The sequence below is a fragment of the Dietzia sp. NPDC055877 genome (assembly GCF_053615975.1).
The window spans coordinates 26,533-51,989 of record NZ_JBSHCV010000018.1; the positions used below are offsets into that span (position 1 = coordinate 26,533).

General features: G+C 70.1%; 24 protein-coding genes and 1 tRNA gene. 12 read left to right on the top strand and 13 right to left on the bottom strand.

Features of this window, described 5'->3' with window-relative positions; translation table 11 throughout:
- Positions 1-160 precede the first annotated feature (160 nt).
- The 4 genes from ACWGLC_RS14945 to ACWGLC_RS14960 all read right to left on the bottom strand — a co-directional run bounded on the left by ACWGLC_RS14945 (position 161) and on the right by ACWGLC_RS14960 (position 3,027).
- Positions 161-706, bottom strand: coding sequence for a TIGR03086 family metal-binding protein (locus ACWGLC_RS14945; RefSeq protein ID WP_452100618.1), 546 nt, complete (start codon positions 704-706; stop codon positions 161-163).
- Positions 703-1,503 (bottom strand): helix-turn-helix domain-containing protein, encoded by an 801-nt coding sequence (locus ACWGLC_RS14950; RefSeq protein WP_452100620.1) that lies wholly within the window; start codon positions 1,501-1,503, stop codon positions 703-705. The genes ACWGLC_RS14945 and ACWGLC_RS14950 overlap by 4 nt, the downstream gene beginning before the upstream one ends.
- Positions 1,504-1,543: 40 nt before the next feature.
- Positions 1,544-2,302: a lytic transglycosylase domain-containing protein gene (locus tag ACWGLC_RS14955; RefSeq protein ID WP_452100621.1), complete on the bottom strand. Its 759-nt coding sequence runs from the start codon at positions 2,300-2,302 to the stop codon at positions 1,544-1,546.
- A gap of 128 nt (positions 2,303-2,430) precedes the next feature.
- Entirely contained in the window at positions 2,431-3,027 is a 597-nt protein-coding gene (locus tag ACWGLC_RS14960) for a TetR/AcrR family transcriptional regulator (RefSeq protein ID WP_452100622.1), read from the bottom strand.
- Positions 3,028-3,073: 46 nt separating this feature from the next.
- Here ACWGLC_RS14960 and ACWGLC_RS14965 point away from each other — a divergent pair, with 46 nt between their 5' ends.
- From ACWGLC_RS14965 to ACWGLC_RS14990, 6 genes are all read left to right on the top strand, one after another.
- Positions 3,074-4,285: an oxygenase MpaB family protein gene (locus tag ACWGLC_RS14965; protein ID WP_452100623.1), complete on the top strand. Its 1,212-nt coding sequence runs from the start codon at positions 3,074-3,076 to the stop codon at positions 4,283-4,285.
- A gap of 175 nt (positions 4,286-4,460) precedes the next feature.
- On the top strand, positions 4,461-5,150 hold the full coding sequence (locus ACWGLC_RS14970; RefSeq protein WP_452100624.1) for a hypothetical protein: 690 nt from the start codon (positions 4,461-4,463) through the stop codon (positions 5,148-5,150).
- The gene (locus tag ACWGLC_RS14975; RefSeq protein WP_452100626.1) at positions 5,147-5,593 is read left to right on the top strand and encodes a hypothetical protein; all 447 of its coding nucleotides are present in this window, start codon (positions 5,147-5,149) and stop codon (positions 5,591-5,593) included. Before ACWGLC_RS14970 ends, ACWGLC_RS14975 begins: the two co-directional genes overlap by 4 nt.
- Positions 5,594-5,637: 44 nt before the next feature.
- A complete protein-coding gene (locus ACWGLC_RS14980; RefSeq protein WP_452100627.1) occupies positions 5,638-7,014 on the top strand; it encodes a hemolysin family protein in 1,377 nt (458 codons plus the stop codon).
- Positions 7,014-8,078, top strand: a complete 1,065-nt coding sequence (locus ACWGLC_RS14985; protein WP_452100628.1) for a CNNM domain-containing protein — start codon at positions 7,014-7,016, stop codon at positions 8,076-8,078. Before ACWGLC_RS14980 ends, ACWGLC_RS14985 begins: the two co-directional genes overlap by 1 nt.
- A gap of 5 nt (positions 8,079-8,083) precedes the next feature.
- Positions 8,084-8,680, top strand: coding sequence for an N-acetyltransferase family protein (locus tag ACWGLC_RS14990; protein ID WP_452100629.1), 597 nt, complete (start codon positions 8,084-8,086; stop codon positions 8,678-8,680).
- Positions 8,681-8,927: 247 nt separating this feature from the next.
- On the opposite strand, the gene ACWGLC_RS14995 is transcribed toward ACWGLC_RS14990, so the two are convergent.
- The 4 genes from ACWGLC_RS14995 to mfd all read right to left on the bottom strand — a co-directional run bounded on the left by ACWGLC_RS14995 (position 8,928) and on the right by mfd (position 15,723).
- Entirely contained in the window at positions 8,928-9,059 is a 132-nt protein-coding gene (locus ACWGLC_RS14995) for a putative transporter small subunit (protein ID WP_264887430.1), read from the bottom strand.
- Between the two features lie 22 nt (positions 9,060-9,081).
- Entirely contained in the window at positions 9,082-10,830 is a 1,749-nt protein-coding gene (locus ACWGLC_RS15000; protein ID WP_452100630.1) for a sodium:solute symporter family protein, read from the bottom strand.
- A 334-nt stretch (positions 10,831-11,164) separates the two neighbouring features.
- A complete protein-coding gene (locus ACWGLC_RS15005) occupies positions 11,165-11,977 on the bottom strand; it encodes a MazG nucleotide pyrophosphohydrolase domain-containing protein (RefSeq protein WP_452100631.1) in 813 nt (270 codons plus the stop codon).
- A complete protein-coding gene (mfd, locus tag ACWGLC_RS15010; RefSeq protein ID WP_452100632.1) occupies positions 11,974-15,723 on the bottom strand; it encodes a transcription-repair coupling factor in 3,750 nt (1,249 codons plus the stop codon). Before mfd ends, ACWGLC_RS15005 begins: the two co-directional genes overlap by 4 nt.
- Positions 15,724-15,814: 91 nt before the next feature.
- Between mfd and ACWGLC_RS15015 the strand changes: the two genes are divergently transcribed.
- The 3 genes from ACWGLC_RS15015 to ACWGLC_RS15025 all read left to right on the top strand — a co-directional run bounded on the left by ACWGLC_RS15015 (position 15,815) and on the right by ACWGLC_RS15025 (position 17,966).
- Positions 15,815-16,516, top strand: coding sequence for a vitamin K epoxide reductase family protein (locus ACWGLC_RS15015; protein WP_452100634.1), 702 nt, complete (start codon positions 15,815-15,817; stop codon positions 16,514-16,516).
- A 195-nt stretch (positions 16,517-16,711) separates the two neighbouring features.
- Positions 16,712-17,281, top strand: a complete 570-nt coding sequence (locus ACWGLC_RS15020; protein ID WP_452100635.1) for an HdeD family acid-resistance protein — start codon at positions 16,712-16,714, stop codon at positions 17,279-17,281.
- 394 nt (positions 17,282-17,675) lie between these two features.
- Positions 17,676-17,966, top strand: a complete 291-nt coding sequence (locus ACWGLC_RS15025) for a DUF4287 domain-containing protein (RefSeq protein ID WP_452100636.1) — start codon at positions 17,676-17,678, stop codon at positions 17,964-17,966.
- A gap of 22 nt (positions 17,967-17,988) precedes the next feature.
- Here the strand turns inward: ACWGLC_RS15025 and ACWGLC_RS15030 are convergent, their stop codons facing one another.
- Both ACWGLC_RS15030 and ACWGLC_RS15035 read right to left on the bottom strand, forming a co-directional pair.
- The gene (locus tag ACWGLC_RS15030; RefSeq protein ID WP_452100638.1) at positions 17,989-18,663 is read right to left on the bottom strand and encodes a hypothetical protein; all 675 of its coding nucleotides are present in this window, start codon (positions 18,661-18,663) and stop codon (positions 17,989-17,991) included.
- A gap of 24 nt (positions 18,664-18,687) precedes the next feature.
- The gene (locus ACWGLC_RS15035; protein WP_452100639.1) at positions 18,688-19,359 is read right to left on the bottom strand and encodes a TetR/AcrR family transcriptional regulator; all 672 of its coding nucleotides are present in this window, start codon (positions 19,357-19,359) and stop codon (positions 18,688-18,690) included.
- Positions 19,360-19,568: 209 nt separating this feature from the next.
- Between ACWGLC_RS15035 and ACWGLC_RS15040 the strand changes: the two genes are divergently transcribed.
- Positions 19,569-19,640, top strand: a tRNA-Gln gene (locus ACWGLC_RS15040).
- Positions 19,641-19,689: 49 nt separating this feature from the next.
- Here ACWGLC_RS15040 and ACWGLC_RS15045 read toward each other — a convergent pair.
- Positions 19,690-19,911, bottom strand: coding sequence for a hypothetical protein (locus ACWGLC_RS15045; protein WP_230930010.1), 222 nt, complete (start codon positions 19,909-19,911; stop codon positions 19,690-19,692).
- Positions 19,908-21,731, bottom strand: a complete 1,824-nt coding sequence (locus ACWGLC_RS15050) for a thiamine pyrophosphate-requiring protein (RefSeq protein WP_452100640.1) — start codon at positions 21,729-21,731, stop codon at positions 19,908-19,910. Before ACWGLC_RS15050 ends, ACWGLC_RS15045 begins: the two co-directional genes overlap by 4 nt.
- A gap of 148 nt (positions 21,732-21,879) precedes the next feature.
- Here ACWGLC_RS15050 and ACWGLC_RS15055 point away from each other — a divergent pair, with 148 nt between their 5' ends.
- Both ACWGLC_RS15055 and ACWGLC_RS15060 read left to right on the top strand, forming a co-directional pair.
- A complete protein-coding gene (locus ACWGLC_RS15055; protein WP_452100641.1) occupies positions 21,880-23,436 on the top strand; it encodes an acetyl-CoA acetyltransferase in 1,557 nt (518 codons plus the stop codon).
- Between the two features lie 28 nt (positions 23,437-23,464).
- Positions 23,465-24,076, top strand: coding sequence for a flavodoxin family protein (locus ACWGLC_RS15060; RefSeq protein WP_452100642.1), 612 nt, complete (start codon positions 23,465-23,467; stop codon positions 24,074-24,076).
- Between the two features lie 12 nt (positions 24,077-24,088).
- Here the strand turns inward: ACWGLC_RS15060 and ACWGLC_RS15065 are convergent, their stop codons facing one another.
- On the bottom strand, positions 24,089-25,381 hold the full coding sequence (locus ACWGLC_RS15065) for an MFS transporter (protein WP_452100643.1): 1,293 nt from the start codon (positions 25,379-25,381) through the stop codon (positions 24,089-24,091).
- Positions 25,382-25,457: the final 76 nt, after the last annotated feature.

The window sequence follows — 25,457 nt, forward strand, 5'->3', positions numbered from 1 at the left end:
GTGGTGTCGGCGACCGGGCGTCGCCGCCCCAGTAGGTTAGTGTGACCTAATCTCGCGGCGCCATACCGGGCGTGCCACAGCGCCCACTGTGGATGATCGGAGTTGGCGGATCGGCGAGGTCACCCGGGCGGCCGGGACCGGCGTTCAGGCTCTCAGGCGCTCAGCGGGGCTGCCGGCCGAGAAAGGCGATGAGTCGCTCACCGGTGGTGGCGTCGGCCGGGGCGGGGACCTCCGGACCGCAGACACCGTCCATCCGCAGCGCGTCGCCGTTGGAGCGCGCGACCTCCAGATAGTGGGCGGCATCGGCGTCGTCCAACCTCTCGTGCTCGGGCGTGCCGGCGGCGCGGGCGATATCCCAGCGGTGCACGAGGAGGTCCGTGCCGTAGAAGCGGTCGATCACCTCGGCGATGGTGGTCGGCCCGAAGTAGCCCTCGAACTGCGTCTCGCCACGCCCGTCGTCCAGGACCTCCTGGGTGAGCGTGCGCACGGACTCCCAGTCGGCACGCAGATCGCCGGTCGCGGGATCGAGCTCGACGTGGCGGCCCAGGAAGTCGCGGTTCGTGTCCACGACGTGCCGCAGCACATCCCGCACGTCCCAGCCCGCGCACGGCGTGGGCGCGGACCACGCGTCATCAGGGACATCGTCGAGCATCTCGGAGAACTGGCGGGAGAGGCGTCGGTAGCGCTCACTGGTTGTGTCGTTCATGGCCTCATCGAAGCACCGAACCGCCGTCCGCTCTTGTACGGATCGGACATGTCCGGAAACGTCGAGAAGTACTCGGACAGCAGCGCGGCCGGGGCCCTCCCCGAGATCCGGCGGCACTCGCGGCCGAGGTGGGCCTGGTCGACGTAGCCCGAGTCCGCCGCCAGCCCGGCGAGCGTCGGCCGTTCCTCTGTGGCCGCCAGCGCGAGGAACCGCTGCAGCCGGAGCAGGCGCGCCAGGGTGGACGGTGCGTAGCCGAACAGGCGCAGGCATCGCCGGTGCAGGGTCCGGGGGTGGGTGGACAGGGCCGCCGCCAACTCGGTGACGTCGTCGTGGGGCGCAGCGGCCAGTCGGGCGAGAATCGCCTCGGCGAACGGATCGGGGCGCTCTGCGGCGTACCGGTCAGACACGAGGCCGCACAGCGCGTTTCGCCTCGAGCCGAGGTCGCCCGCGGCGGCGATCCGCCCGGACCAGCCCGCCGCGGTCTCCTCGCCGAGAATCTCCGCGGCCTCCACGCGCACCTCGCGGTAGCGCGACAGATCGAGTCCGAACAGGGCAGCCGGAACGCCCGGGCGGAAGCGGATGCCGACCGCGGTGGTTCCCGGCGGCAGTTCGAACGACCACGCCGTGGTCTCCGGGCCGCAGAACAGCAGTCGCCCCGACGACAACCACAGCAGGTCGCAGCACGCGTCGGGGACCAGCAGGTGACGCCCGACGGGGGCGGCCGTCCACGCGCACAACAGCAGGTGCCCGCACTCGTCGGGGGGTTCGACCGGGACGTACCAGCTGGTGCGCAGCATGAGAGCCATCGTAGGCGGGCGCGCCCCGGGAGCCTGAGGGTTACGGCGCTGTGGTCCCCACCGAATACGCCGCGGCCGCGTCCCGCACCTGCATGACGTACTCCTGCGAGGCGTTGTAGGCCAGGATCGCCCGCTGCCAGTTCTCGGCCACCGAGAGGTCGCCCCCGTTCTCGCACAGCAGGCGGGCGGCGGCGATCGCGGCGTCGTCGATCTGGTTGGGGTCGGCCCGCCCGTCTCCGTTGGCGTCGCGCCCGTACTTGCGCCACGACTCGGGGATGAACTGCATCGGGCCCACGGCGCGGTCGTGTTCGGTGTCGCCGTCCCACTCGCCACCGTCGGTGTCGGCGATCTCGGCGAATCCCGGGGAGCCGTCGAGCTTGATGCCGATGATCGGCGGGAGCGCGTAGCCGTCGTCGTTCAGGGACGCCCCCCGGTACCGACCGTGACGGGTCTCCACATGCCCGATCCCCGCCAGCGTCGTCCAGGCGAGGTTGCACTCGGGCCGGGTCTGGCGCATGGTCTCGGCGGCGTTGCCGTAGGCGGCGAGCGCGGCGAGCGGGATGTTCATCTGCATGTTGATGCCCTCGGCCCACGGCCGCAGCTGGTCGGAGGTGCGGCCGGGCGCGTGGATGTCCACGGCCGGCACGGGCGCGCCGGCGCCGGGCGGGATCCCTGGCGGGATGGGCGTGGGCGCCTCGCGTGTGGGGCCGTAGGAGCACGACGACGACAACACCGCCAGCACCAGCAGTCCCGCAGTCGCTGTGGTGGCGCGGTGAGCGCGAGTGAATCGAGTGGACATCGCAGGCCAGTCTGCCCGAGCCCGGTCCGGCCGTGCCTCGGGGTCTTCCCGGATCCCCGGCGGGCCGGGCGTGATCTCGGCCTCACCGTCCTGTCGCCTCACCGCACCGCCCATTCGCGGCCGGGAACTCAGCGCGACCGCGCCCCGAACCCGCCGGCCAGCGCGCTGAACTCGTCGAGCAGGGCGTCCCGACTGATCGGCGGCTGGTCCAGCACCCAGCGCACGGCCACGTTCTCCACGGCCATGACGATCACCCACGCGCGGGCAGCCGGGTCGACCGAGGTCGCGCCCGCGGCGGCGAGGTACACCGCCAGCAGTTCGCGGACCCGCTGCTCGAGCGCGTGCTGCGCGGCCCGGTGACGCACGGCCGGCAGCTCCTCCCACACGATCCGCAGCAGTCCGGCGTCGGCCTCGATCGCGGTGAGCAGCGCGTCGGCGATCGCCCGGACGGTGCCGGGATCCTTGACATCCACGGGACCGGAGGCTGCCAGCGACGCCGCGACCCGGTCGGAGATCTCGGCCGACCAGCGGTCCATCACCACGGTGACCAGCGCGGACTTGTCCGGGAAATACTGGTACAGCGAGCCGGGGCTGACCTCGGCCTCGTCCGCGACGCGGTTGGTGGTGAACGATTCGTAGCCGTCGCGCACGAGCACGACGCGAGCCGCCTCCACGATCCGCTCGACCATCGCGCGGGATCGCGCCTGCTGGGGCACCCTTCTCATGAACGCGAATTGTATGCGAGTAAAAACTCGCGTCATAGTTACCTCCATGACCACCACCATGTTTCCGGGCCGTCACCGCGCCGCAGAGGAGCGGTCTGAGCGAATGGGGCGCACGCTGAAGCGTGTGGCCAAGGTCGAGGATCTCGACGAGGAGTTGATGGACCGACTCGGCCGTGGCTTCACTGAGAAGGACCAACTCGGCAGTCGCCTGGCCAAGGCCATGCGCAAGCGCAAGGGTGAGCCGGGCTCGGTGACCCACCGGCAGCTCAGCGAGGCCCTCGAGATCGGGTCCGCGGGTCTGCGTGAGCGCGACGACGTGGCGCCGGTCCTCGTCGAATACCTCGAGACGCTCGAAGCCACCCCGGACTGGGTCGACTGGGACCGGATCGCCCGCGGCCAAAAGGCCTACCTGCGGTTCGGACAGAACGCGGCCGACGTGCTGCTGCAGCTGTCGCTCATCGGCGGCTACCGCTTCGGCGGCCCATCCGACCTGCTGGTGGCCACCGGCGGCCTGACCGGCGGCACCACCCTGCGCCGCCTCGCCGAGACACAGCACTGGGCCATGAAGCTCTCGCTGCCCGGCGGACTGGACCCGCACGGCGAGGCCTGGCGGCTCACGGGCCACGTCCGGGCCATGCACGCGGTCGTCAATGACTCCATGGAGTCGCGATGGGACGTCGATCAGTGGGGCCTGCCCATCAACCAGACGGACCTGGCTTCGACTCTTGGCCTCTTCGACGCCGTGGTACTCCTCGGCGTGCGCGTGCTCGGCGTGCCGGTCAGCAGGCAGGAGTCCGCCGACATCATGCACGTGTGGCGCTATGTCGGCTGGCTGCTCGGCGTGGACGACGACATGCTGGTCGAGCGCGAGCGCGAGCGGCACCGCATCAACTACCACATCCTTCAGGCGCAGGCCGACCTCAGCGAGGCCGGCCCACAGCTCACGCAGGCACTGGTGCAGGCGCATCGCGACCGCCACCGGGCGGGACCGCTCCCCCGCGTCCAGGCGTGGTTCGCCTACGAGCGGCTGCTCAGCATGCTCACCGTGTTTCTCGGGCGCGAGTCGATGCGCGAGTTCGGCTTGCCCGTCCGTCCGCCGTGGGCCCACTTCTACATAGCCGGGCTCAACACGCTGCGCTACCGCACGCCGTTCGGTCGCGCGCGCCTCGAGGACTGGGGCCGGAGGGTCTACGCCCGCGAGGAGCGTGAGACGTTCGGCAAGGCCAAGGCGGACATCGGGCGCCCGAAGACCGACTGAAACTCGGGACGGGCGGACGCCGACCCCTTCGCGCATCACCCATCCGCCCGGTGCCCGCGCACACACCCGCCCACAGGACCCTCGGACCTCAGTTCGCGAGATGAGGCACTTTCGGCACATTTATGACTATGTGGCTATTCCACCTCATGTCAGCAGTGTGTGGCACGATCACCGCATGTACGTGCTGACGATCGACCAGCGACACAGCCGCACCAGCAAGGACCGCGTGCCGCGGCTCCTCGAGGCGCTCGCGGAGGCGGAGGTGCCATGCGTCGCCGCGTTCGAGCGCACCGCCGGCGACGAGGTCCAGGGGCTGCTCGACGAGCCGGCCGCCGTCCGCGCCGCGCTACTCACGACACTGCGTGACGGCGACTGGCACTGCGGGGTCGGGGCGGGAGAGGTCGACGACGACTCGTTCGCCACCGGCACCCGAGCCGGCCGGGGGCCCGCCTACCTGGCAGCACGTGAAGCGGTGGAAGCGGCCAAGTCGATGACCGGCTCCGTCGCGGTGCGCGTTCCGGACGACGCCGGCGCGGAGGCGACCGCCTGGGCCGCCGACTGCGAAGCCGTGTGGACGCTCGTCGCAAGGCTCGTGCTCGAGCGGACCGAGGCGCAGTGGCGCGCCGTGGACGCGGTCGACCGCTCCCCCACCCAGGCCGCGGCCGCCGAGGAGTTGGGCATCACGCCGACCTCCGTCGCCGGGGCCCTACGCCTGGCACACATCCGACAGGAGCGGGCCGCCTACCCGGCGCTCGACCGACTCCTGGCGGGCGCCCACGCCGCCGCGACCGGGACCGGCCCCTGCGGCAGCGGCCGCGCTAGCGTCGGATCCGATCCCACGACGGGAACAGGAGCCGACCGATGAGCGCCTGGCCGGACTGGCTCGCCGTGGCCGTGGTGGTGCTGTCGACGCTGGTCGTCTCGGCGGCGATCGGCTCGCCCATCGCCTCGCTCGTCCTGCGCTCGGCGCGCGTGCCCGAGCCACCCACGGTCGAGATCAGCGGAGACAAGCGCAGCCCCGTGGTGAGCCGACGCGAGAGCGCGCCCCCGGACGGCGGGGTCCGCGAGGTGCTGCGCGGCGGGATGTGGATCGGGATCCTCGAACGCGTGGGCCTGACCGCCGCGATCCTCGCGGGCCGGTTCGAGCTGGCCGCCGTGGTGGTGGCGATCAAGGCCCTGGGCCGCTACCCCGAGATCCGGGAGAACCCGGCGGTGAGTGAGCGCTTCATCATCGGCACCCTCGCCTCACTCCTGGTGGCGGCCGCCTGCGGGGCCGCGGGCCTCGTCGTGCTGGGCGCCGTGACCTGAACCGGTGAGCCCGGGCCGGTCGGACACGTACCCTCGGCCACACCATGCTCACGACGATTCTGGTTCTCCTGCTGGGGATCGTGACGATCCTGGTGATCATCGCGGCCAACGGCTACTTCGTGGCGCAGGAATTCTCGTACATGTCCGTCGACCGCAACCGCCTGGCCGCGCAGGCCGAGGCCGGCGACGCCACGGCGGGGCGCGTACTCAAGGTCACCGAACGCACGTCCTTCATGCTCTCCGGCGCGCAGCTGGGCATCACGGTGACCGGCCTGCTCGTGGGTTTCGTGGCCGAGCCACTGGTCGGCGAATCGCTGGGTGAACTCCTCGGCGTGGCGGGCGTGCCCGCGGCGGTGAGCGTCAGCGTCGGCACCGTGCTCGCCCTGGCGGCGTCCACGATCGTGCAGATGATCTTCGGCGAGCTGTACCCCAAGAACCTCGCGATCGCCGCCCCCGAGCCGCTCGCCCGCGCACTGGCCCGCTCGACCCGCATCTATCTGGCGGTGTTCGGCTGGCTGATCATCGTGTTCGACCGCGCCTCTGCCGGCCTGCTCCGGCTGGTCAAGGTCGAGCCCGCGGAGGATCTGGACTCCTCGGCCACGGCGGCCGATCTGGAGCGCATCGTCGCCGACTCCCGAGCGAGCGGCGAACTGCCCGTGCAGCTCTCGATGCTCATCGACCGGATCCTCGATTTTCCTGACCGCACCGTCGAGCACGCCATGATCCCCCGCGCCCAGACCAGCACCGTCCCACCGCAACTCACCATGGCGGAGGTCCGCGAACTCATGGCCCGGGGCCACTCCCGCTACCCGGTGGTCGCCGACGACGAGCCGCTCGGCGTGATCCAACTGTCCGACCTCCTGCACCACGGCGCCGACCCGGACGCGACCGTCGCCGACCTCATGCGCCCTCCGGTCGTGCTGCCCGCACTCATGCCGCTGCCCGACGCGCTCGCCAAGCTCACCGGCGAACGCACGCAGCTGGCCGCGGTGGTCGACGAGTTCGGCGGATTCGCCGGCGTGTTGACCATCGAGGACATGGCCGAGGAGGTGATCGGCGAGCTCACCGACGAGCACGACGAGCGGTTCGACAACGTCATCGTGGCCGACGGCGAGAACCGCTGGCGCATCGACGGCGGGGTCCACATCGACGAGGTCGAGCGCGCCCTCGGCCACCAACTCCCGCACGGCGACTTCGAGACCATCGCCGGCCTGACCATCGCCGCTCACCGCGAGCTCCCTGATGAGGGCGAGACGATCACCGTCGGGCTGCCGGTCGAACCGCGCGAGTTCGTCGCCTCCGATCCGCGCCGGTACGCCGTCGAGATCACGGTGGCCAGGGTCGAACACCGCGTCCCCGCCGAGGTACTGGTCAGCCTGGTGGAAGTCGACGACGACAACGACGACATCGGCGGTCTGTGATGAGCAGTCCCGTTGTCGTCGTCATCATCACTCTCGGCCTGATCGCGGCGAGCGCGTTCTTCGTGATCACCGAGTTCTCCCTCCTCGGCGCACGCCGCCACCGGCTGGAGGTCGACGCCCCGCGCAGCGCGTCGGCTCGGGCGGCGATCCGCGGCATCGACGAGCTCACCGTGATGCTCGCCGGGGCGCAACTCGGGATCACCGTCTGCACGTTCGCGCTCGGCGCCGTGACCAAACCCGCCGTGGACGCCTGGCTCGGGCCCGCGCTCGGCTCGCTCGGGATTCCCGGCGGGGTGGCCGGCGGTGCATCGTTCGTGCTGTCGCTATTGCTGGTGACGTTCCTGCACCTCGTCGTGGGCGAGATGGCTCCCAAGTCGTGGGTGATCGCCGATCCCGAGCGGGCCGCCCGGCTGGTCGGCGTGCCGGCGCGGGCGTTCACCTGGGTGTTCCGGCCGCTGCTGCTGTGGATCAACCGCATGGCCAACAGGCTCGTGTCCGCCAGCGGGGTCGAGCCGGTGGACCGCGCGGCCGTGGGCGGGCAGGACGCCGACACCATCCGGCAACTCGTCGAGCACTCGGCGGCGGTCGGCGCGCTGGAGGCGTCCATCCGCTCCCCGCTGGCCGGCGCCCTCGAACTGGAGCACCTCACCGTCGGCGGCCTTGTGGACTCCGGGCGGGCGCCGACCGCGGTGGCCGCCGACGCCACCGTGGCACAGGTGCAGGACGCCGCCGCACGCACCGACCACATGCGGATCCTGATCTTCGAGGAGCCGGGGCCCGACGGCGGTCGGCGCCGCGATCCGGAGGTGGTGCATGTGCGCGACACGCTGCTCGAACCCGACGACGCCCCCGCCCGACCACTGGCCCGCACCGCGATGTGTCTGGACCGGGCGACGCCCGTGTACGAGGCGCTGGCGACAGCGCGGGAGCGCAGCGAGCAACTCATGGTGGTGACCGAGGACCGGACGTTCGTCGGGGTGCTGACCGTGGCCGACATCCTGCGAAGGATCCTGCCCGAGCCGCGACCCTTCCTCGACTCCGCCGGGCCCGAACGAATAACCTGAACCGCATGGTGACCATCCGCCCCGCGACCTCAGCAGACGCGCAGAACGTCGCGAAGCTCCTCGCCGAGGCGTTCCGCGACGACCCCGCGTGGGCGATGTCCTACTCCGACCCCGCCACCCGGCCGGGGAAACTAGAGGCGCACTATCGTCACCGGGTGCGCCGCCACCCCGAGCTCGCCGACGTTGCCGTGGACGGGCATCAGATCGTCGGTGCCCTGCTGTGGGAGGCACCCCGCTCCGATTCGCGTCCGACTGCCCTCCTGCGCTCGGCATCGCGGGTCGTTCAGCGCATCGTGAGCCGGCTGCCGGGGGCCCGCGGCCTCGCCCACACCCTCGCGGTGGAGGTGTACCGGCCGCTTGAGCCGCACTGGTACCTGCACGACATCGCCGCCGGCCCGCAGGCGCGTGGCAAAGGCGTCGGGTCGGCCCTGCTCACGCACCGCCTCGCCGCGATCGACGCCTCCGCAACGACTCTGGCGGCGCTCGAGGCAACCTCCCCGGGCAGCCGCCGCCTCTACGAGCGCTTCGGGTTCGAGGCCGTCGGCCGGGTGCCCACCCTGCCCGGTCAGGCGTCGACGGTCATGATCCGCCGCCCGGCCTGACACGCGGCCCGGGCTGACCAGCCGGCCGGCCGACCGGCCGAAGTTTGTCGACACCACTGCGATCGAGCCGGGGGTGTCGCCGCGCTGGTGCCAACATTCTTCGCAACTGTGCCGACAATACGAGGGGAACCGGAGCCCCAGGTGTCAGAAAACAAGGGCCGGACCGCGCAACCCCGTGGTCGCTCGGCCCGGCCCCTGCCGGAGATCCGCCCGTCCGCCTGTCAGCAGCGAGACGCCGGTGCCCGTCCTAGATGATCGGAACGCCCTCTTCCTTCGCCTCGAGAGCCTCCTTGACGAAGCCCCGCACGATCACGGCGAGCGTGCCGGCCACGATCACGGGCCAGATGAGTACATAGATCGTCAGCAGAATCGGTGACATGAGTAGTCCGCCTTCCTTTCCTTTAGACGTGGATTTTGTCGTCGTCGTCATCATCCGACCGGCGCGCATCGCGCCCGGCCGACACCGCCTCGGAGTGCTCCTCGGCCTCCTCCTCAAGGGCTTCGGCCACCTCCTCGGTGTCGTAGTCGGCGGTGCGACGGGCGATCTTGGCGAAGTCGAACTCCATCGAACTGCGCACCGACATCGCGAAACAGACGATCGTGCTCACCGCGTACGCCACGAGCGACGCCGTCAGCGTGTCGTAGTCGCGCAGGAAGCCGAACACGAACGGCGCACTGACCACCGCGGCGATTCCGCCGATGATGAGCGCGGCGCGTGTGCCGAAGAAACCGAACACCATCAGGCCCAACACCACGCCGACACCGACGACGGCCAGCGCCTCGATGATCCAGGGCGCCACGCCCGTGTCCGGGATGAGCCCGAAGCGCGTGGGCAGGAAGACCGCCAGCGCCACCAGCACGGACACCGTGAACGCCGAGTTGGTGACCTTCTTCCAGTAGAAGCTCGCGATCACCGGGAACACCAACGCGCCCCAGAGCGCACCGACGAAGACCAACAGGTCCAGGATGTTGAACCGGATGTTGGCGAACACCAGCGCGGCGACCGTCGCCAGGATCATCGTGACGCGGCCGATCGTGAGCATCGTGCGCGGGTTCGGGGTCCGGCCCCGGCTGCGCATGCTCTGGCCGTAGACGTCCGTCATCGCGATCGACGACATGGCCGCCAGATCCGAGTCCGCGGTCGACGAGAGCGAACCGATGATCATGATGAAGAACACCGCGACCAGCAGGCCCGGCAGGTACTCGGCCGCCACCTGCGGCAACAGGTTGTTCGGGTCGCCATCAGCCGGCGAGATGCCCGCGTACAGCGCGAGCACGCCGACCATGCCGATGCCGATGATCGTGGCGCCGTAGCCGATCGTCGCCGTGATGAACGTCGGCTTGATGAGATCCTCGCGCACCGCGAACAGGCGCTGCGCGATCGTCTGGTTACCGATCGCGTACGCCAGGACGGCGGCGATGTAGGGCGCGCCCTGGTTGAGGAACGCGTCAGAGGAGAAGAACGACTGCTGCTGCGGCGTCAGGTTCTGGGCGCCGGAAGAGAACAACTCGACTCCGCCCAGGAAGAAGAAGATCGACGGCACGATGATGACCACCGCACCCAGCATCGCCAGCACCTGCGCGAAGTCCGTCAGCACCGAGGCGCGGAAACCCGACCACAGCGTGTACAGCAGCACGCCACCGGCGATCACGATGACGCCCTGGATGAAGCTGAACGGGCTGAGCATGGAGATCAGCGCGCCACCGGCGATGAAGTTCGACGTCAACGAGATGACGGAACCGAGGATGTTGGATCCGGCCAGCATGAGCTGGGAGGACCGGCCGTGGCGGGCGAACATGACCTCTGCGAGCGTGTGTGCCTGCGGCGCGACCTTCCGGATCCGCCGACCGAAGGGGTAGATGAACAGGATCATCAGGGCACCCCAGAGCCCGTAGTGAATCGGACCGGACACTCCGTAGAGGTAGCCCGAGTTGACCGAGGCGTACATGGATGACGCCCAGATCCAGGTCGCGGTCATCGACGCGGCCGAGATGCCGAAGCCGATCTTGTGGCCAGCCGTCATGTAACTGTCCGCGTTCTCGTCACGACGCGCGATCCGCATCGACATGAACATCGTCCCGCCATAGAACAACAGCAGGAGAAGAACGACAGCCGTAGCGCTCAATGCAGTTGTGCTGAGCAAACCCATCTGCCCCTTTCCCTCTTAATTTGTTGTACGAACGATCAGAGCATAGTGAAACCTGGGGAGAAACTGAGAACCGTACTGGTCAGACCGCTTTGTCGGAATCTACAAACGCGGCTTCCCGGCCCCGCGCCGCTCGCGACATCTGGACTGCAGCGCACAGACTTTTTTGACGAATTCGCTAGTGGGGCGACCTCGCCCGCGCCGAGGTCGTCTTGGCCGATTCCACAACGCGCGCCCCGCAGGCAGGCATGCGTGCAATGGCAGGTCACGCGCGCGGCCGCGCTTCAAGCGAGCCCGTCAGGCGAGTGCTTCAGGCGAGTGCGTCAGGCAGGGCTTGTCAGGCGGGCCAGGCGGCGCGCCAGTCGGCCGGAGTGGCCTGGGCGGCAGGCACGCGGAGCGCGGATTCGGCGGCGCGAACCCGGTCGGCGAAGGCGCGGACGACCTGCCGGTAGGAGACTTCGGCTGAGCCCGATTCGTGGAAGACGCCCACCGGGTCCACGCGGACGATCCGCATGGCCTCCGGTATCAGGTCGTCGGGGAGGCCGGCCGAGCGGGCGCGGCCCAGCACCTTCTGTCCCAGTGCGAGCGCGGGCTGGTCCCACGAGATGCCGTCCACCACCGAGCGGGGCGGGCGGCCGGCGCGCTCGGCAGCGCGCTTCTCCGCCTGTTTGGCCTCCTGCCACAGCCGGTCCTGTTCGGCGGAGTCGAGGCTGTCCGACTGGTACGTACCGTCACCGTCCGCGTCGGTGAACCAGTAGGGCGCCCGACGACGAAGCTTGTCGAGCAGTGCTCCGGCCACGTCCTGAACGTCGAACGCACCCTCGGTCCGCTCCGCGCCGATCGCGGCGTGGAACAGCACCTGCAGCAGCAGGTCGCCGAGCTCGGAGATCAGCTCGTCGCGATCGCCGTCGGCCACCGCGTCGACCAGCTCCCAGGACTCCTCGATGAGGTACGGCAGCAGCGAGGCATGCGTCTGGGACGACTCCCACTCCCCGTCGCGACGGATCCGGGTCATGAGGGCCACGGCCTCGGCCAGCCGGTCGTGCCCCTCGTTGCGGTCCCCCGCCGTCGAGAAGAGTGTTTCGACCACATCGGCCGAGTGATTCTGTGCGAAACCCTCTTCTCGATGGTCGGCGGGCTCGTGGCTCATCGCGCACCGGGCCGCGACGCACCGGGCCCCAACGCCGCAGTCCCCGACGCCCCGGCCGACGTCGCCATCGGCGCGGTCTCCGGCTGGAGCACCGGGTTGGAGCCCTCCGGGTCGCCGGCCATGGCGGTGAGGAAATCGGCGGCGTACTGCAGCATCTCGTCGTCGCGGGCCTTCTCGCCGCCCGCTCCGGCACGGGCGCCCGCGGCCTTGGGCAGCGGCAGCAGCACGGACTTCTGCGTGGCCCGGTACTGCGCGGCCGGATACATGCGCTTGAGCCGCATCTGCTGCGAGTCGAGCAGGTCCAGGGGCCCCACGCGCAGTCGCGAGCCGGCCAGGACGATCTCGCGCACGCGGTACTTCTGCGCCACCAGCCGCAATCGCGCCACGGACACCACCCGACGTGCCTCGACGGGCAGCGGACCGTATCGGTCGACGAGCTCCTCGACCACCGCGTCGATGTCAGCCGGCTCGCGCGCCTGCGAGAGCTTGCGGTACGCCTCGAGCCGCAGCCGGTCGCCGTCCACATACTCGGGCGGGATGAACGCGTCGACGGGCAGCTCGATGCGGATCTCGCCGAGCTCCTCCTCCACCTCGACCTTCTCGCCGTCCGCGATCGCGCGGTACGCCTCCACCGCCTCGCCGACCAGACGGATGTAGAGGTCAAAGCCGACGCCCGCGATGTGCCCGGACTGCTCGGCGCCCAGCACGTTGCCGGCCCCGCGCAGTTCGAGGTCCTTCATGGCCACGGCCATGCCGGCGCCGAGATCGTTGTTCTGGGCGATCGTGGCCAGCCGGTCGTAGGCGGTCTCGGTGAGCGTCTTCTCCGGGTCGTAGAGGAAGTAGGCGTAGCCGCGCTCGCGCGACCGGCCCACACGCCCGCGCAGCTGGTGCATCTGAGACAGCCCCAGCTGATCCGAGCGGTCGACGATCAGGGTGTTGGCGTTGGAGATGTCCAGGCCGGTCTCGACGATGGTCGTACACACCAGCACGTCGTACTCGCGGTTCCAGAAGCCGCCGACTGTCTGCTCGAGCTGCTCCTCCCCCATCTGCCCGTGCGCAACCACCACGCGCGCCTCGGGCACGAGGTCCCGGATCCGGGCGGCCGTGGAGTCGATGGTCCGCACGCGGTTGTGCACGTAGAACACCTGCCCCTCGCGCAGGAGCTCACGGCGGATCGCGGCCGCGACGTGCTTGTCCGAGTACGCGCCCACGTACGTCAGCACGGGCAGGCGTTCCTCGGGCGGGGTGAGGATCTGGCTCATTTCGCGGATCCCCGCGAGCGACATCTCCAGCGTTCGCGGGATCGGCGTGGCGGACATGGTCAGTACGTCCACGTGGGTGCGCAGGGAGGTGATGTGCTCCTTGTGCTCCACGCCGAAGCGCTGCTCCTCGTCCACGATCACCAGGCCGAGGTTCTTCCACCGCACACCCGTCGCGAGCAGGCGGTGTGTACCGATCACCACGTCGACCGTCCCGTCGGCCAGCCCCGCGAGGACCTCCTTGGCCTCGGCATCGGAGGTGAACCGGCTCAGTCCGCGGATGGTCACGGGGAAGCCGGTCATGCGCTCGGTGAACGTGGCCAGGTGCTGCTGCGCGAGCAGCGTCGTGGGCACCAACACGGCAACCTGGGTGCCGTCCTGCACGGCCTTGAACGCCGCCCGCACCGCGACCTCGGTCTTGCCGTAGCCCACATCGCCCACCACCACGCGATCCATCGGCGCGGGCTTCTGCATGTCCCCCTTGACCTCCTCGATCGCACTGAGCTGATCGATGGTCTCGGTGAACGGGAACGCGTCCTCCATCTCCCGCTGCCACGGGGTGTCCGGCCCGAACGCGCGCCCGGGCGCGGACTGCCGCTTGGCGTAGAGCTGGACGAGCTCGGTGGCGATCTCGCGGACGGCCTTGCGGGCCTTGCGCTTGGTGTTCTGCCAGTCCGCGCCACCCATCTTGGACAGCGTCGGAGCCTCACCGCCGACGTAGCGGCTGAGCTGGCCGAGGGACTCCATGGGCACGTACAAACGGTCCCCGGCGGCGCCTCGTTTGCCGGGCGCGTACTCGATCACCAGGTACTCGCGCCGCGACGAGCCGTCACCGCCGCGCACCTGCCGCTCGACCATCTCCACGAACCGGCCGATGCCGTGCTGGTCGTGGACCACCAGGTCCCCGGCCTTGAGCGCGAGAGGGTCGACCTGGTTGCGGCGCTTGGAGTGTCGCGCCTTGGGGCGTGTGGTGGCGCCGAGCCGGTTGCCGGTGAGGTCCGTTTCGGAGACGACGACGAGACCGTCACCACCCGCAGCACCCTCACCTCCGGTGAGCGCGAAGCCGGCGTGCAGGACCGCCTCGTAGATCGTCACCAATCCGGCGGCGGGCTCGGCGCCGGCCTCGGCCGCGGTGGCCGGGACCTCCGCCTCGGCCAGGCGCTCCTTGACGCGGGCGACGGTGCCGTGGCCCGGGACCACGACCGCCGCCCGGCCCCCGCTGCCGACGAGCGCGCGCAGCCGGGTGAACATGGCCTCCATCTCGGAGTCCTTGCCACGCGGTGAGGGCGGGTCACCCGCCTCGATGGTGATGGTCAGGCCGTCCTCGGCCTCGGTGAGGAATCCGCTCGGCACGAGCTGCCACCACGGCACGCCGGCCGCCTGCGCCTCCTCGCGGATCGCCGAGAACGTGCGGTACCCGGAGCCGGACAGGTCCAGGGTCTCGCTGTCCACGGGGGCGTCGCCACCCATGGTGGCCGCGGTCCACGAGGCCTCGAGGAACTCCCGGCCGGCGGCCGCCAGGTCACCGGCGCGACGGCGGACCTTGTCCGGGTCGCACACCACGACCCGGGTGCCCTCGGCCATGAGCATCGGCAGCGTGGCCATCTCGCCCGGCACCAACACCGAGGTCAGCGCCTCCATACCGTCGCGCGGGATGCCCTCGGCCAGTGAATCGAGCAGCTCGACCAGCGTCGGATTGGCGTCGTGCTCGGTGGCCAGCTCGCGGGCCCGGGCGCGCACGCCCTCGTCCAGCAGCAGCTCGCGGCACGGGTAGAGCGTGGCCGAGTCCTTCTCGCCCTCCGGCAGCGAGCGTTGGTCGGCCACCGAGAACTCGCGGATCTCGGCGATCGTGTCGCCTTCGAACTCGATGCGCAGCGGATGGTCCGCCGTCGTGGGGAACACGTCCACGATGCCGCCGCGCACCGCCACATCCCCCCGACGGGCCACCATGTCCTCGCGCACGTACGCGAACTCCGTCAACTCCACCAGCAGGTCCGTCGGGTCGAGATCCGCCCCCTTGACCAACCGGACCGGCTTCCGGCGGGCCGCCCCCGGAGAGATGGGCTGCACCACCGATCGCGCCGCCGCCACCACGATCCGCGGCGCGTGACCGGACATCACGGCACTGAGCACCCGCAGGCGGCGACCGATCGTGTCAGCCGCAGGCGAGAGACGTTCATGGGGCAGGGTCTCCCAGCTCGGGAACTGGGCCACCTCGTCGTCGTCATAAATCCCCGCCAGCTCGTCGGCCAGCTCCTCACACTCGCGCTCGGTGGCGGTGACCACCAGCAGCGGCGCCTGCTGCGCCAACGCCGTCACCAGGAACGGCCGCAGCGACTCCGGCGAGCGCACCACCGCAGCGTCCCGGCCCAGCCCCTCACGCAGGTCGGCCAGCGCCGGGTTCGCGAGAACAGCACCCGCCAGACCGGCGAGGGCTGCGGGAGCGCCCGCGGCGGGGATGTTCGTGGCGGTGGCGGTGGTGGTCACGCGTGTTCTGCCTCCGGGTGAGAAACGGTGCGCCGAGACCGACGCACGATCTCTCAGTCTAGAGGCGGCGGCGCGCCGGTACCCTGTGCCTATGCGCGAGACCACAGACGCCGAGCACGTCGACCCCGCCGACGAGCCGGCCGGCCCGGTGACCATCGCCCCCAGCGCCACCGACGAGGCGCCGGCCGACCGGGGCGACGTGGGCTCGCGACTGTTCACCGACCGCTGGATCGGCGTACTGCTGACCATCGGCTCCGCCCTCGCGCTGCTCGCGTCGTTCCAACTCAGCCTGGACAAGATCCGGCTGCTGGAGAACCCGGACTACACGCCGGCCTGCAACTTCTCCATCCTGATGAGCTGCAGGAGCGTCATCAACTCCGAGCAGGGTGCGGCGTTCGGGTTCCCCAACCCGTTCATCGGGCTGATCGGCTACGGCATTGTGATCGCGATCGGCGTGGCCGCCGCGTCCGGCGTGCGGTTCCCGCGCTGGTACTGGGTGTGCGCACTGCTCGGCCTGACGTTCGCCGCAGGGTTCGTGCACTGGCTGGCGTTCCAGTCGATCTTCGAGATCCAGGTGCTGTGCCCGTGGTGCATGGTCGTGTGGGCCACCACCATCCCCATGTTCTGGTACACGCTGCTGCACGTGCTGGGCAAGCTCACCCGCGCCGGCTGGGTGCGGGTGCTGCAGAGCTGGCACCTCGTACCCGTCGTGATCTGGTACCTGGCCGTCGCCGGGATCATCCTGTGGGCTTTCTGGGACTTCTACTGGGCGGACTTCTTCGCCAACCTCTGATCTGGCGGCCTCGCCCTGCGCTCCCACCGGCGTCGGCGGTCACCCGCAGGCACCGGCGCGCGCTGCCGGCACCCGCGCACACCGGCGGATACCTACTAGAGTCCAATGCCTCACAGTGGACTGCCGTAGATCCGAATTACGGGCATGATCACTAGGCGTACGGGCTGAGAGCCCGCTGACAGAGAGGTGGAAGCAATGATCACGTCCCTCACCCGTAACTGGTGGGTCCAGCTGATCCGCGGTGTCCTGGCGCTCGTACTCGGCATCACCGCGCTGGTCGCCCCCGGCTCGAGCCTCACGCTCGCCGTGTTCCTCGTGGCGGCGTTCGCGATCGCCGACGGCGCCATGACCATCACCACGGGACTGGGGTTGCGCGGGCACAGCGGCTCCTCGAGCCTGTTCATCGGGGGCGGCGCGCTCTTCATCGTGCTCGGCCTGGTCGTGCTGTTCTGGCCGTCCATCACCGTAACCGCGCTGGTGCTGCTCTTCGCGATCTGGCTGATCGCCTCCGGTGCGCTGCTGGCCTACGGCGCCTCCACCCTCCGGACCGCCGTCGCCAACGCGTGGATCATGGGTGCGGTCGGCGTTGTGATCGCCGTGGTGGGACTCGGCCTGGCGCTGTTCGGGCCGTCGACCATCGAGAATTTCCTGCCGTTCGCCGGCTGGTTCGGCGTGATCGTCGGTCTGATCATGATCGCGGTCTCGCTCCGCCTGCGCAGCGACGCCGCCAAGCTCCCGAGCGCCCCGGTGGCCGACGAGGTCTGATTCTCGGACTGACCGTTCAGGCAGGGCGTGATTGCCGTCCCTGCTGACACGGATGCCCCCGCTGCCCGCTATTCGAGGGCTGCGGGGGCATCGTTCTTTTCGGCGGGCCCTGTTCTTTCGGCGGGCCCTGTTCTTCTCGGTGGCCACGCCCTCGGCGCCTGCTCCGTCTGCTGCGGGCGTCCTCTCAGCGCCCGCGATTCTCCGTGCCCGCATTTCTGAGTGCCCGCGCTGCACTGCGGACTTGGTCGTCACCATTGCGATGATCCCGCGTGTCCGCCGCAGTGGTGACGACCAAGATCGCAGTAGTTACGACCAACCGAGGTCAGTCGCCCCGGGGCTGCGCGATAATCGACGCCACACTGCCGGTCCAGTCACCACTCACGGGGAGAATCGCATGTCCTTCCAGGCGTACCTCGACACCATCGAGAAGAAGACCGGGCTCACGCCGCGCGAGCTCGTGGACAAGGCATCGGAGCGTGGCTTCGGTCCGGGGACGAAGGCCGGCCCGATTCTGGCCTGGCTCAAAGAGGACTTCGACCTCGGGCGCGGCCACGGCATGGCCTTGGTCCACGTGATCACCAAGGGACCCGAGATCAGCGAGAAACACGTCGGTACCGGTGGCTCGCACGCGGACGCCTCCGCCACGCTCTGGCTCGACGGCGCGGCCACCAACCCGGATCGGTGACTGCGTGCCCCCTGCGTGCCCCTCACACGATCCGCGTCCGGGTGTGGGATCGGGACAGCTCGTAGGTCTTGACCAGCCAGAAGGTGGCGAATGCGAAGAGCGTCGCCGATTCGACGACGAACAGCGCGGCGGTGGACTCCCACAACCACGCCATGAGCAGGGCGACGGCCGGGAGAAGGACAAGCAGGACCACCAACGTCCGGTAGGTCACGCGGTACCTCTGCTGCACACCGGGATCGGGAAGAGAGCTGATGGTCTCGGACCCGTAGAAGACGATCGACAGTGCTGCCAGGACGAAAAACGCCACCGCGGCCACCGCGTGGATGACGCTCACCGGACTCAGCCCTGGTAGCGCCGGATTCACGGTCGGAAACAGGGCCACGACAATAGCGAGAGTTCCTGCGGCGTTGAGCAGCCGGTTCTCACCGCGCGTATACCCGCGGTACGCCACCAGCGCCACGCCGATCGCCACCAGCGTTCCCACGACAAGGCCGCGCGCCGGCGTGTAATAGAAGGCGCTGATCGAATCCCTCATCGCCAGGTCGGGGTCGACAGCCACCCAGACGAGAAGTGCGACCGGGAGGGCGATCGCGCCGCCGGCGATGACCATCCGGAGGACGAAGTACGTCTCGACGACGTAGTCCGCCGGTGCCTCGCAGAAGGTGGCGGACTCGCCGTGGACCTCGCGTGCGCTCATGGGCCCGCATCACTTCCGGTGCGCTCAGGGCCGGGCCGGCCCCGGGCGCAGATCGCGCCCGGCCGAGTCGCCGGCCGGATGACTGTGGCCGGAGTACTTCGCCATGACGTCGGACTCGAGCGACGGCGCGGGATCGAGGTGCGACAGGCCGTTGAAGCAGAGATTGACGATATGCGCAGCCACGTTCTCCTTGGGCGGAGTGCGCTCGTCAAGCCACCACTGTGCGGTACCGGAGACCATGCCGACCAGGGCCTGGGCATAGACGTTCGTCGTGACCGGGTCGAACCCGCGGGCCACGAACTCCTCCTCGAGGATGTACGTGACACTGGCCGTGGCGTCGTTGAGCAGCGTCGAGTACGAGCCGCCATTGCTCAGCGATGAGTCACGCACGAGGATCCGGAACCCGTCGGTGCGCTCCTCCACGTAGCGAAGCAACGCCATCGCGGCGCGCTCGATGCGGCGGCGCGACCCCTCGCCCTCCAACGCCTCCGTGATCTCGGCACCCAAATAGGCCAACTCGCGGTCGCACACCACCGCGTACAGGCCCTCCTTGCCGCCGAAGTGCTCGTAGACGACGGGCTTGGACACGCCTGCGACCGACGCGATCTCCTCCACAGTGGCCGCGTCGTAGCCGTACTCGGCGAAGATCCGGCGGCCCACCTCGACCAACTGCTGGCGGCGCTTGGCCGCTGACATCCTGGTACGCGGCGCCGGCGTCATTTCCGACTGACCTGTCATGTGGTGTGGCCTCCCTCGACGGAAAAGCCTAGTCGGAGCATTGGGCGCGGCCGACCGATCGGGGGGCGGACTCCCCCGTGTGAGCCTGGCCACCCATCCGCGAACGGGTACGCAGCGGTGGGGCCGTGCTCGTATGCCAGACTGGTGCTGGCCCGCTCGCGGGCCGTTCCCCCGTGGTGTAATCGGCAACACTCCTGATTTTGGTTCAGGCATTTCAGGTTCGAGTCCTGGCGGGGGAGCACAAGCTCAGTGGCCGCGCCCTTCCCGACTGCCGGCGCCGCCGAGCCGTCAGAAGATCCCGCCGAAGATCCCCACGGCCAGCACCAGCAGCACGATGCCGATGATCGCCAGGACCGCCAGCACCGGCTGCCGGCCGCGGCGCGGGGTGCGTTCGACCTCCGCGTCGGGTCCGAAGCCGGCGTGCTCGTCCTGACGGAAGTTCGGATCCGGCCCGGGGCGGAAGTCCGGTTCGCGGCCGCCATTTCCACCGGGCGTGTTCGGTGCGCTCATGTGAACCGCTCCTCTTCCATCCGTGCGTAGGTCTCCAGCAGCTCCAGCGCGTGGGACCCCGCCTCACCCTCGGCCCGCAGGCCTGTCCGCATGCTCTCCAGCATCTCGCGTCCGTGCGGGAACGGCGGCAGAAGCGGGATATCCGGATCGGTGACGGCATCGATCACCGTGGGCCGGTCCGCCGAGAACGCTGCCTCCAGCGCCGGCGCCACCTCCTCGGCCGTCTCCACCCGTACCCCGCGCAGTCCGAGCAGTTCGGCATAACCGGCCATGTCGAAGCCGGGCACCTCCTGAGACCGCGCGAACCGGGGCTGGGCCTCGGACTCGCGCTGCTCCCAGCTCACCTCCGCCAGATCGCGGTTACTCAGCACCACCACGACCATCACCGGGTCCTCCCACCCGGGCCAGGACTCGGCCACCGTGATGAGCTCGTTGATTCCCAGCATCTGCATGGCGCCATCGCCGGCCAGCAGCGCCACGGGCCGGCCGGGGGCCCCGGCCTTGGCGGCCAGCGCGTAAGGCACCCCGCACCCCATCGACGCCAGCGTGCTGGACAGGTGCGCGGGCACCGAGGTGGGCAGGTCCATCTGCCGCACGTAGTGGTAGACGGAGCTGCCCACGTCCACCGACAGGCGGGCATCGTGCGGCAGACACTCGGCCAGCCGCCGCGCCACCAGCTCGGGGTTCAGCCCCCGCGCGGTCACCTCGGCCCGCTCGCGGGAGATCTCCCGCCACTGCCCCACCCACGTCTCGACATCCGAACGCCAGGTGGAGCGATCCCGGCTGGCGACCCGTTCGGTCAGCGCCCTCAGCGCATACGCCGCCTCACCGACCATCCCCACCTCGACCGGATAGCGGTTGGCCAGATTCGCCGGATCCAGATCGATCTGCACCGCCCGCGCCTGCCCCGGGCGCGGATAGAACTCCGTCCACGGATCGTTGGAACCGACGATCAGCAGGGTGTCGCAGTTCTGGAGGATCCGCGCACTCGCCGTCGTCCCCAGATGCCCCATGGTGCCGCCCACCAGCGGCGACGATTCGTCGACGTAGGGTTTGCCGAGCAAGCTCATCGTGACGCCCGCGTCCAGGCGCTCGGCCAGCTCCATGAGTTCGTCGCGCGCCCCGGCCACCCCACGCCCGGCCAGGATCGCGATCCGCTCCCCCGCGTCCAGGACTTCTACGGCGCGGGCCACGTCGTCGTCGCGCGGGGTCACCACGCCGTGCGTCCACTCGGGCGCGGTCACCACCACGCCGTGCTCCTGGTCGAGCTCGTCACCGAGCTCCGGCGCCGGCAGGTTCTGCACGTCGTGGGGCAGAACCACCACCACGGGCGTGCGATAGGTCAGCGCGGCGCGGAACGCACGGTCGAGGACCATCGGCACCTGCTCGGCCGACGCCGCGGTCTGCATGTACGGCCCGGCCACGTCCGCGAACACGGCGGCTAGATCGATCTCCTGCTGGTAGCCGGAGCCGAGCACACTCGTGTGCTGCTGCGCGACCAGCGCCACCACGGGGACGCTGTCGAGCTTGGCGTCGTAGAGACCGTTGAGCAGGTGGGCGGCGCCCGGTCCCTGGGTGGAGCAGACCACGCCCGCCTGGCCGGAGTATTTGGCGTCGCCCACCGCCATGAACGCGGCCGCCTCCTCGTGGCGGGCGCGCATGAAGCGCGGGCCGACACCGGATCGGCGCAGCGCGCCGAGCAGGGGGTTGTTGCCGTCCCCCGCGTAGCCGTAGATCCTCTCGACGTCCCAGGCCGTCAGTCGTTCGACGACGACGTCGGCCACCGACTCCTTCTCTGCGGACTGAGTGTCCTCGGACATGGTGATCCCCTTTCCACCGGCGCACCTGAGGACGCCGCTGCCGGTTCAGGTCGGGCGTGGCCCGAGGTTAGGGAACCTTCAATGATGTCTCCACCGCTCCGGGCGCGCTCGCGGGATGATCGGGTGGACATGCGATGAGGAGTGGCCCATGAATCCAGCCCCTGGAACCACGCCGGTGATCGTCGGGGTCGGGCAGGCGTCGGACCCGCTCGACTCCGCCGATTATCGGTTTTGGTCGTCCGCCGACCTGGCGGCCGCGGCCGGGCGGGCGGCGATCGAGGATGCGGCGGGGTCGCCGGGCAGGGTCTCGACCGCAATCGATGTGCTCGCGGGTATCCGACCGTTCGAGCTGTCCGGGCCGGTCGAGCCACCTCTCGGCGGGGCGTCGAACTACCCGCGCGCCGTCTGTCGACGCATCGGGATCGACCCGCCCCGCGCCGTGCTGGAGATGGTGGGTGGGCAGAGCCCGCAGCACCTGGTCACCGAGTTCAGTGGACGCATCGCGCGCGGCGACTGCGACGCGGTACTGATCACAGGCGGCGAGGCCCTGTCGACGGAGGCTCACTTCGCCGACAGGAACGACCGGCCGGATTTCGCCGATCACACCGACGGCCCTCTCGAGGACCGCGGCGCCGGGTGGGACTACTACCTCGACGACAACCTGCTCACCCACGAACTGTTCAGCGCCCCGGCCGCCTATGCGCTGGTCGATACCGCCCGTCGGGCCGCGCTCGGCATGGATCCGGCGGCCTACCGCCGCGCGATCGGTGAGCTGTTCGCGCCGTTCACCGAGGTCGCCGCCGGGAATCCGCTCGCGGCCGTGCGGCGGGCGTTCACCGCCGAGGAACTCGCCACCGTGACCCCGGACAACCGCATGGTGTGGTCTCCCTATCCACGTCGGACGATCGCGCGGGAGAAGGTGAACCTCGGAGCGGCGGTCCTGCTCATGTCCCAGGACGCGGCGCGGGCGGCGGGTGTGCCGCGAGAGCGGTGGGTCTACCTACACGGACACGCCGACGTCACCGACCTCCCGCTGCTTGAGCGGCCGAGGTTGGACCGCGGGACCGCCGCGGTGGACGCCGTGTCGACGGCGCTCGACATGGCCGGGATCGGCGTCGACGACGTGACGACCTTCGACCTCTACAGCTGCTTTGCCGCGCCGGTGTTCGCGGTTCTCGACGGGCTCGGGCTCCGGGTCGGCGATCGACGCCGCTTCACCGTGACCGGCGGTCTGCCGTTCTTCGGCGGGCCAGGCAACGGCTACAGCACGCACGCGATCGCCGACACCGTATCCGGACTGCGTGCGGCAGGCGGCGGGTACGGGTTGGTCGGCGCCAACGGCGGGATCCTCGACAAGTACTCGGTCGGGATCTACTCCCCCGACCCGCGCCCGTGGTGCGGCGGCGATCCGGCCTGCGCCCGGGCCCTGGCCGGCCCCGCCGCCCGGGTGCCGGACCCTGCGTCCCGGCGGCCGGTCGCCCGGCACGCCGAGGGATCCGCGCGTATCGAGTCGTACACCGTGCACCACGGATCAGGCGGGCCGGATCGCGGGATCATGATCGGCTCCCTGCACGCGGACGGGTCGCGTTTCCTGGCGTTCCTGTCCGAGGAACTGACCGAACTCTCCGTTCGCGAAGAGCTGGTCGGCAGGGACGTCGTGGTGCGGGCCAACGGCCCGCGGAACGTGGCGCGACCGGTTGTGTGAGGAGGGCCACGGTCCTAGCGTGCGGCACATGGATACGGATCTGAAGGCATTGGCGCTCGTCTGCTCGCTCAAGGCCTCGCCCGCGGAGTCCAGTAGCGAACTCATCGCACGACAGGTGCTCGACGAGCTCGCCGGCCACGGGGTCGCCGGGGAGACCGTGCGGGTCGTCGACCACGACGTGCGGCCGGGCGTCGAGGACGACATGGGCGGCGGCGACGAGTGGCCCGCCCTCCTCGAGAAGGTCAGGGCCGCCGACGTACTGGTGCTGGCCACGCCGACCTGGCTGGGTAACCCGTCCAGCATCGCGCAGCGCGTTCTCGAACGGCTGGATGCGCAGCTGTCCGCGACCGACGACGAGGGCCGGCCGGCCATGTTCGGCAAGGTGGCCGTGGTGGCGGTGGTCGGGAACGAGGACGGCGCGCACAAGATCGTCGCCGACCTGTTCCAGGGCCTCAACGACATCGGGTTCACCATCCCGGCGCAGGGCTGCACCTACTGGAACGGCGAGGCCATGAACCCGGTGGACTACCTGGATCTCGACGAGACGCCGTCGGCAGTGGCCTCGACCAACTCGACGGCGGCGGCAAACGCGGCGCACCTGGCGCGGCTGCTGCGGGGCGCGCAGTACCCGGCGGGCTGAGGCCGGGGCCGCTCAGCCCTTGCTTCCCCGCTCCACCGCACTGCGGACGGTGTAGCGCAGGAACGCCGGGAACGCGACAGCACAGATCACCACACCGATCACCACCAGCACGCCACCTCCCGAGGCGGCGACCGCGGTACCCACCGACGCGGCGGCCACGCCGTGGGCAACGTCGCCGATGCGGGGCCCGCCGGCCACCACCACGATGAACACGCCCTGCAGGCGGCCGCGCATCTCGTCGGTGGCCGAGTCCAGCAGGATCGCCTGGCGGAACGCGGCCGAGATCATGTCGACGGCGCCGCCGAACGCCAGCGCGATGAGCGCCAGCCACAGCCACCACGCCGACCCGCCCGGCGAGGCCGCCGCCACGACGAGGCCGAACGCGACCATCGCCAACCCCCACAGCGCCACGCACACCAGGACCGCCAGGCCCTGGCGTCGCACACGCGGGATCCAGCCGGAGAACACGCCACCCAGCACGGCGCCCACACTCATCGCCGCGAAGAGCATGCCCAGTGCGGTGCCGCCGCTGACCGGGTCGCCGAACGACTCGGTGGCGATCTGCGGGAACAGCGCACGCGGCATGCCGAAGACCATCGCGATGATGTCGACCAGGAACGAGGCGAGCAGGATGCGGCGGGTGGCCAGGTAGACGAACCCGTCGAACACCGACCGCAACCCGACCGACCGGCGCTCGCCCTCGACGGGCTGGGGCGGCAACCGGAACACCGCCCACAGCGTGGCCAGCAGGGCGATCGAGTCGAGCAGGTACAGGGTGTCCAGTCCCACAACAGGGATGAGGATGCCTGCCGAGACGGGGCCGACGATCGCCCCGAACTGCATGACCGTCATGTTGAGCGCGGAGGCGGACGCGAGCTGGTCCGACGGGATCAGCCGCGGGATGATCGCCGCGCGGGTGGGCTGGTTGACGGCGAAGAACGCCTGCTGGACCGCCAGCAGCACCATGACCAGCCACACGTTCTGGTTGCCCGCCGCGGCCTGGAGCCAGAACAGCACCGCGGTCGCGATGAGCCCGAGCGTGGTGATCATGAGCAGCCTGCGCCGGTCGAGCGCGTCGGCCAGGGCGCCACCCCACAGTCCGAACACGATGAGCGGCACCAACGCGAACACGCCCGTCAATCCGACGTAGGCGGAGCTGCCGGTGATCTGGAAGACCTGTTGCGGCACCGCGACGATCGACAGCTGCGCGCCGATCACCGTCACGATGTTGGCGAGCCACAACCTACGGAAGGCCGGTTCGCTCAGCGGCCGGGTGTCCGCGAGCTGCCGTCTGAACACTGACACTCCGGGCACGCTACCCCGCGGGATCAGCCGGAGTACCGCGACCACCCTCTATCCTTGACCGCGGTCCGTACCCTGG